Below are 560 nucleotides of genomic sequence, written 5' to 3' on the forward strand. Positions count from 1 at the left end.
ATCAAGAACTGACCCGGCTTTGATGATGTCGGGCAGGTCAGGTTGTGGTCAAGTTCCGTGTTTTCTCCTTCGTCGGTTTCTCGGGTTTGGCCGAGCTGTTCTTGAAGCGGAAGCTGTCGTTTCCGGTCTCCAGGATGTGGCAGTGATGGGTAAGGCGATCGAGCAGCGCGGTGGTCATCTTCGGATCGCCAAAGACCGTTGCCCACTCGCTGAAGCTGAGGTTGGTGGTGATGACGACGCTGGTGCGTTCGTACAGCCTGCTCAGAAGGTGGAACAGCAAGGCACCGCCTGAAGCGCTGAACGGCAGGTAGCCCAGCTCGTCGAGGATGACGAGGTCGGAGTGGACAAGCCGACTGGCGATCTGACCGCTCTTCCCCTGGACTTTCTCCTGTTCGAGCAGATTGACGAGTTCGACGGTCGAGAAGAAGCGAACCCGCTTGTGGTGATGCTCGATGGCCTGGATGCCAAGGGCCGTGCCGATGTGGGTCTTGCCGGTCCCGGGTCCTCCAACCAGCACGACGTTGTGCGCATCCTCCAGGAACTCGCAGCGATGAAGCTGG

General features: G+C 59.5%; 1 protein-coding gene. It reads right to left on the bottom strand.

The genetic code is table 11. The features are described from left to right. Positions 1–37: 37 nt before the first annotated feature. Positions 38–560, bottom strand: a 523-nt coding sequence (istB, locus tag ACZL02_RS24360) for an IS21-like element helper ATPase IstB (protein WP_472941272.1), incomplete at its 5' end; no start/stop codon positions are given.

The organism is Mesocryomonas fontinalis (assembly GCF_055730125.2).